Origin of the sequence: Thiohalocapsa sp., assembly GCF_019695415.1 — a bacterium.
Classification (GTDB): domain Bacteria; phylum Pseudomonadota; class Gammaproteobacteria; order Chromatiales; family Chromatiaceae; genus Thiohalocapsa.
On the sequence record NZ_JAIFKJ010000143.1, the window covers coordinates 1 to 5,987 of the forward strand.

The 5,987-nt window shown below is 65.1% G+C and carries 6 protein-coding genes; 5 read left to right on the plus strand and 1 reads right to left on the minus strand.

What is annotated here, in order from left to right:
• Positions 1–85 precede the first annotated feature (85 nt).
• Positions 86–1,099 (minus strand): trypsin-like peptidase domain-containing protein, encoded by a 1,014-nt coding sequence (locus I6U14_RS03650; protein WP_296896954.1) that lies wholly within the window; start codon positions 1,097–1,099, stop codon positions 86–88.
• A 145-nt stretch (positions 1,100–1,244) separates the two neighbouring features.
• Here I6U14_RS03650 and I6U14_RS03655 point away from each other — a divergent pair, with 145 nt between their 5' ends.
• From I6U14_RS03655 to I6U14_RS03675, 5 genes are all read left to right on the plus strand, one after another.
• The gene (locus I6U14_RS03655) at positions 1,245–1,994 is read left to right on the plus strand and encodes a Nif3-like dinuclear metal center hexameric protein (RefSeq protein ID WP_296896955.1); all 750 of its coding nucleotides are present in this window, start codon (positions 1,245–1,247) and stop codon (positions 1,992–1,994) included.
• Between the two features lie 315 nt (positions 1,995–2,309).
• Complete coding sequence (gene petA, locus I6U14_RS03660) at positions 2,310–2,906, plus strand: ubiquinol-cytochrome c reductase iron-sulfur subunit (RefSeq protein ID WP_296896956.1); 597 nt, start codon at positions 2,310–2,312, stop codon at positions 2,904–2,906.
• Positions 2,906–4,177 (plus strand): cytochrome b N-terminal domain-containing protein, encoded by a 1,272-nt coding sequence (locus I6U14_RS03665; RefSeq protein WP_296896957.1) that lies wholly within the window; start codon positions 2,906–2,908, stop codon positions 4,175–4,177. Before petA ends, I6U14_RS03665 begins: the two co-directional genes overlap by 1 nt.
• On the plus strand, positions 4,174–4,908 hold the full coding sequence (locus I6U14_RS03670; protein ID WP_296896958.1) for a cytochrome c1: 735 nt from the start codon (positions 4,174–4,176) through the stop codon (positions 4,906–4,908). Before I6U14_RS03665 ends, I6U14_RS03670 begins: the two co-directional genes overlap by 4 nt.
• 418 nt (positions 4,909–5,326) lie before the next feature.
• Entirely contained in the window at positions 5,327–5,932 is a 606-nt protein-coding gene (locus tag I6U14_RS03675; RefSeq protein ID WP_296896959.1) for a glutathione S-transferase N-terminal domain-containing protein, read from the plus strand.
• The last annotated feature ends 55 nt before the right edge of the window (positions 5,933–5,987 follow it).

The window sequence follows — 5,987 nt, forward strand, 5'->3', positions numbered from 1 at the left end:
TCCCGCCCCGATCCCGCTTCTCCCCCATCTGTCCGTCCTGCTCGTGCTTGGTCTCCAGCCGGGCTGTGAGCTGCTCACTGCCGCGCTAAAGCGAGGGCTTAAGCGCACCGCCCGCTCCGGCGGCGAGCACCGCTTCGCGCAGTGCCGGGGAGCTGGTGACCGGCTGCCCGTTGGCGGCGACGATGACATCCCCGGCACGCAGCCCGGCGGCGGCTGCCGGGCTGTCCGGCAAGACGCGTGACACGAAGACGCCCTGGGGCGCGCGCACGCCGAAGCGCTCGGCGAGCGGGCCGTCCAGGGTGCGGGCGCCGATGCCGATCCAGCCACGCTCGACGCCGCCGTGGGCGACGATCTCCGCCACCACGCGCATGACCCGATCCGCCGGAATCGCGAAAGCGACGCCCTCGGAGTACCCGCTATCGGACATGATGGCGGTGTTGATGCCGACCAGGCGGCCCCGCGTATCGATCAGGGCGCCGCCGGAGTTTCCCGGGTTGATCGCCGCATCTGTCTGGATGAAGCCCTCGATCTCGGTGAGGCCGAGATGCGAGCGTCCGACGCCGCTGACGATTCCGAAGCTCACGGTCTGGTCGAGACCGAACGGATTGCCGATGGCGAGCACGACGTCCCCAGGGCGCAGTCGGCCCGGCTCACCGATGTCGATGGCGGGGCCCGCCGCTTCGGCTAGATGCAGCACCGCCAGATCCGTGGGCGTATCCACACCCAGCAGCTCGGCTTCAAGGATGCGGCGATCCGGCACTTGGACACCGATCGCATCCGTCTCCGCCACCAAGTGTGCGCTGGTGACCAGCAGGCCATCGTCCGATACCACCACAGCGGAACCCCGGCTTAGTCCGGGTGTCTGGGTCGGGCTAGGGTGGAGCTCAGGCTCGCCGAGGGCGCTGTGGCGTTGCCCGAAGATCCGCAGCACCGACGGTGCTGCCTGGGCCACCGCGTCTGCATAAGAGACGGGGCGTGGAGGCGGTGGCGACGCAGCCGGGCCAGGCGTGCCGATGAGCATCAACGCGCCTGCGACGGCCCCGGCGCCGGCGGCGAGCCCGGTTGCGGCGGCGGCGAGGATTTTGAGCCGATGGGCCATGACCGGTAAGCTAGCACGGCCAGGAGCCCGGCGCATGATGAGGCGTACGTCCCGGGCTCGGCATTCGGCCGCGGTCGCCGGGGCGGCGGGCTGGCCCGAAGCCTGGACGATGACCCGGAAGCGACGCAGTGAGTATGCACACGTCATGACGGACAGCACCGAGATTGGCCGCTACTGCGACGAACTACTGGGCGTGCAAGTGCTCAGCGACTACTGCCCGAATGGTCTCCAGCTGGCCGGGGTGCGGCCCGTGCGCCATCTGGTGAGCGGCGTCACCGCGAGCTTGGCCCTCATCGAGGCCGCGGTCGATGCGGGAGCGGATGCACTCTTGGTGCACCACGGCTGGTTCTGGAAGGGTGAGGATCCGCGTCTGGTGGGCATGCATGGGCGGCGTGTGCGAGCGGCAGTGGAGGGCGGCTTGGCGCTGCTGGCTTATCATCTGCCGCTGGATGTTCATCCAGAGCTCGGCAACAACCGCCGCCTCGCGGCGGTGCTCGGCATCCGCGACGCCACGCCCGCCGGCGCGGACGGGCTGCTCTGGACGGGCGAGTTGCCCGAGCCTGTTCCAGGTGAGGTCTTCGCACGCGCGGTTGGGACAAGCCTCGGGCGGCGGCCGCTGCACGTGCCGGTGGTGGACCGGCCCGTGCGACGCCTAGCCTGGTGCACCGGCGCCGCGCAGCGCTTCATCGATCAAGCCGCTGCCCTCGGCGTCGATCTGTATCTCAGCGGTGAGGTCTCCGAGCCCACGGGGCACCAGGGGGGGGGGCTGGGGCTGCGTGAGGTCGCCGCCGGCCATCATGCGACGGGGCGCTACGGCGGGCAGGCACTGGGCGAGCACCTAGGGGGGCACGTCGGTCTCGGGCATCGGTTCGGCGACATCGACAACCCTGCGTGAATGCGCGCCGTTCGCTGGAGCGTTTCACTCTGGAAAACAGGGGTTTTGCGGTTTGTCGTCGTCGCGAAGTGCACTTTTTCGTGTAATCCGGGTCTCTTGAGCCGGGAGCAGCGTCGCTGCCGGCGGCAGCGGCAAAACCGCAGTGCGTAGGGGTAATCCTTGACCCGGCGCGGATCGATCAAGGACAATGTGCGATTCGTCGAGAAGAGCTTTCCGATATTCTGATTTTCTTTTGACCGCCCGACGTTTTCGCGATCCCCGCACGCGTGTGCGCTGGGTCGTTATGCGTCGGGCCCAGCGGGGGTCGACCAAACAATGAACGCAGAAGGCGTGGATCAAAAGCGCAGACGCGTGCTCGTCACTGCGACGAGTGCTGTCGGCGCCGTGGGCGTTGGCTTCATCGCCGTGCCCTTCATCTCTTCGATGAACCCGAGCGCCAAGGCGCGGGCTGCCGGCGCCCCGGTGCAGGCGGATGTGAGCAAGTTGGAACCCGGCGCCCTGCTCCGCGTCAAATATCGCGGTCAGCCCATTTGGGTCGTGCACCGGACCGACACGATGCTTGAAGCTCTCCCCACGCTGGATGCCAAGCTGGTGGACCCGGGCTCCGAGCTGGCATCACAGCAGCCACCCTACTGTGCCAATGCGACCCGCTCGATCGAGCCCAAGTACTTCGTGGCCATCGGCATCTGCACGCACCTCGGCTGCTCGCCCACCTACCGTCCGGAGTTCGCCCCGGATGACCTGGGCGCCGACTGGAAGGGCGGCTGGTTCTGCCCCTGCCACGGGTCGAAGTTCGACCTCGCTGGTCGGGTGTACAAGGGCGTGCCGGCGCCGACCAACTTGGTGATACCAAAACACAAGTACGTCAACGAGAACACCATCCTCATCGGTGAGGATGAAGGAGCGGCCTGATGAGTTCCGATACAACGGCAACCGCTGCCGATCAGCCGCCGGGGGGGTTCCTCGGCTGGCTCGACAAGCGCTTCCCCGTGATGGCGGTCTGGAATGACCACCTCGCCCAATACTACGCGCCGAAGAACATGGGATTCTGGTCTTTCTTCGGCTCCCTGGCCCTCGTGGTGCTGGTGCTGCAGATCGTCACCGGTCTGTGGCTTGCTATGTCGTATAAGCCGTCCGCGGAAGAGGCGTTCGCGTCGGTGGAATACATCATGCGCGATGTCAATTGGGGGTGGTTGATCCGCTACATGCACTCCACCGGGGCATCGTTCTTCTTCATCTTGGTGTACCTGCACATGTTCCGCGGGCTCATGTGGGGCTCATACCAGAAGCCACGCGAGCTGTTGTGGATTATCGGCGTGGTGATCTACCTGGCGATGATGGCCACGGCATTCTTCGGCTACCTCCTGCCCTGGGGTCAGATGTCTTACTGGGGCGCGCAGGTCATCGTGAATCTGTTCGCGGCGGTACCCGCCGTCGGTGATGACCTGTCCACCTGGGTGCGGGGTGACTATGTGATCTCCGACACAACCTTGAACCGGTTCTTCGCGTTCCACTTCGTCATTCCGTTCCTCTTGGCGGCGCTCGTCTTCCTGCACATCGTGGCGCTGCACACCGTTGGCTCCACCAACCCCGACGGCGTCGAGATCAAGAAGGGCCCCAAAGGCAACAAGTGGAGCGATACGGCCCCGGCCGACGGCATCCCTTTCCATCCGTACTACACGGTCAAGGACATTGTCGGACTCGTGGTCTTCGCGGCGATCTTCTCGGCGGTCGTGTTCTATGCCCCGGATCTGGGTGGCCTATTCCTCGAGGCACCGAACTTCCAACCGGCAGACCCGCTGAAGACGCCTGAGCACATCGCGCCGGTGTGGTACTTCACGCCCTACTACGCGATGCTGCGCGCTGTGCCTCCCATCGGCGGCTCGCAGTTCCCGGGCGTCATGGTGATGTTTGGCGCCATCCTGATCCTCTTCCTGCTACCTTGGCTGGATCGTAGCCCGGTGCGGTCGATTCGCTACAAAGGCATGCTGTCGAAGGTCTTCCTGGGTGCCTTCGTCGTGTCCTTCGTCGTGCTTGCGTATCTCGGCCTGCAGCCGGCGACGGAGTTGTACACGTTGATGTCGCAGATCTTCACAGTGGTGTACTTCGCCTTTTTCCTGCTGATGCCGATCTACACCAAGCTCGAAAAAACAAAGCCTGTGCCGGAAAGGGTGACGACATGAAGAAGCTCCTCATCGCCGGCCTTCTGCTGCTGCCCCTCACCGCCGGAGCCGCCGGCGGCCACGGCCCGGAGCTGGAGGACGCCAACGTCGACCTGAAGGACAAGGCCTCGCTGCAGCGCGGCGCCAAGTACTTCACCAACTACTGTCTCGGCTGCCATTCCTTGCAGTACATGCGCTACCAGCGTATGGCGAAGGATCTGGGCATCCCCGAAGACGAGCTGCGCGAGAACCTGCTTTTCGGGGACGCCAAGCCCACCGATATGATGACCAATGCCATCAAGCCTGCGGACGGCGAGAAGTGGTTCGGCACCGCGATTCCGGATCTCACGCTGGTGACCCGCTGGCGCGATCCGGACTGGGTCTACACGTATCTGAAGAGCTACTACGTGGACGAGTCTCGGCCCTACGGCGTCAACAATCTGGTGTTCCCAAAGGTCGGCATGCCGCATGCACTGATCAACCTACAGGGAATCCAGAAGCCCGTTTACGCCGCGCATCACGGTGAGGGCAGTGAGCCGCAGGTGGTGGACGTGGAACTGGTAGAGCCCGGTGAGCTCACGGTGGAAGAGTACGATTCCATGGTGCGGGACATCACCAACTTCCTCACCTATGTGGGCGAGCCCTACAAGCTGGAGCGCCGCAGCCTCGGACTTTACGTGCTGCTGTTCCTGGGTCTGATGTTCATTCTGGCGTACTACCTCAAGAAGGAGTTCTGGAAGGACGTCCACTAAACCTCCGGCCGACGCGTGTGCCTGCACACGTGTCACGGGCCGGCATGCCTGAGCCCGCGCCAGCCGACCTGCCCGTCGGCGGCGCGGGCGTTGTTGTTGGGAGAGGCGCGCGTGACCGTCGACCAGCACCAGGGCCAACGCGGGCTCATTGGCGTTTCCAGCGCGGGGCAGGGCGCGCGTGCCGATTTCGGCCAGCAAGTCCGCTAATCGGTGCCCCCCAAGAGGCTGCTCGTCAGCGAGGGCGGGAAATGGCCGGTGTCGATTCAGTGTATGCTTAGGCTGTCCGGTCGCCGACACCTGCCGCCGCACCATCGCGCCGCGAAGTCATGCTTCCGTAGGACAGACGCCCCTGGGCCGCCGGCAGCCAGGTGGCTGCGAGAGACCTGCCATGCCGGCGGTTGCCGAGAGCTGAGGTGTGATGACGCTCTTCTCCGATCCGAAATGCCCCTATTGCCATCGCGTGCGGATGGTCCTTGCGGAAAAGAAGATCAACATCGATGTCGTCGATGTTGACGCCGATGACTTGCCCGCGCAGGTGCTGGAGGCGAATCCGTACGGGACGGTGCCGACGCTCGTGGATCGTGACCTGACGCTCTACGAGTCCCAGATCATCATGGAGTATCTGGACGAGCGCTTCCCGCATCCGCCGCTGTTGCCGGTTGATCCGGTGGGGCGCGCCAACGCGCGGCTGCTGATGCATCGCGTCGACCGGGATTGGTACTCGCTGATGGGACGCATCAGTCGCGGCGATAAGACCACTGCTGCTGAGGCTCGCGACGAGCTGCGCGAGACCCTGATTGCCTCGGCGCCCATTTTCGCGGCGAGTCCGTTCTTCATGAGTGAGGAGTTCTCCCTCGTGGATTGCTGCATTGCGCCGCTGTTGTGGCGCTTGCCGGCGCTCGGCGTAGATCTGCCTGCCGCTGCGGTGGCGGTGACCGAGTACAGCACGCGCATCTTCGAATGGCCGTCGTTCCGGCGCAGCCTGTCGGAAGCCGAGCGCGAGATGGTCGCAGACCTGGGCTAAGGAAGCGCTGATTTATTGGCGCTTCCCGTCCGGGGCAGGACGCCCCGCCATTTTC

Bases quoted from the DNA above. Each gene is read 5' to 3' on its own strand.
- I6U14_RS03650 (WP_296896954.1), bottom strand. From the start codon at position 1,099: ATGGCCCATCGGCTCAAAATCCTCGCCGCCGCCGCAACCGGGCTCGCC.
- I6U14_RS03655 (WP_296896955.1), top strand. From the start codon at position 1,245: ATGACGGACAGCACCGAGATTGGCCGCTACTGCGACGAACTACTGGGC.
- petA (WP_296896956.1), top strand. From the start codon at position 2,310: ATGAACGCAGAAGGCGTGGATCAAAAGCGCAGACGCGTGCTCGTCACT.
- I6U14_RS03665 (WP_296896957.1), top strand. From the start codon at position 2,906: ATGAGTTCCGATACAACGGCAACCGCTGCCGATCAGCCGCCGGGGGGG.
- I6U14_RS03670 (WP_296896958.1), top strand. From the start codon at position 4,174: ATGAAGAAGCTCCTCATCGCCGGCCTTCTGCTGCTGCCCCTCACCGCC.
- I6U14_RS03675 (WP_296896959.1), top strand. From the start codon at position 5,327: ATGACGCTCTTCTCCGATCCGAAATGCCCCTATTGCCATCGCGTGCGG.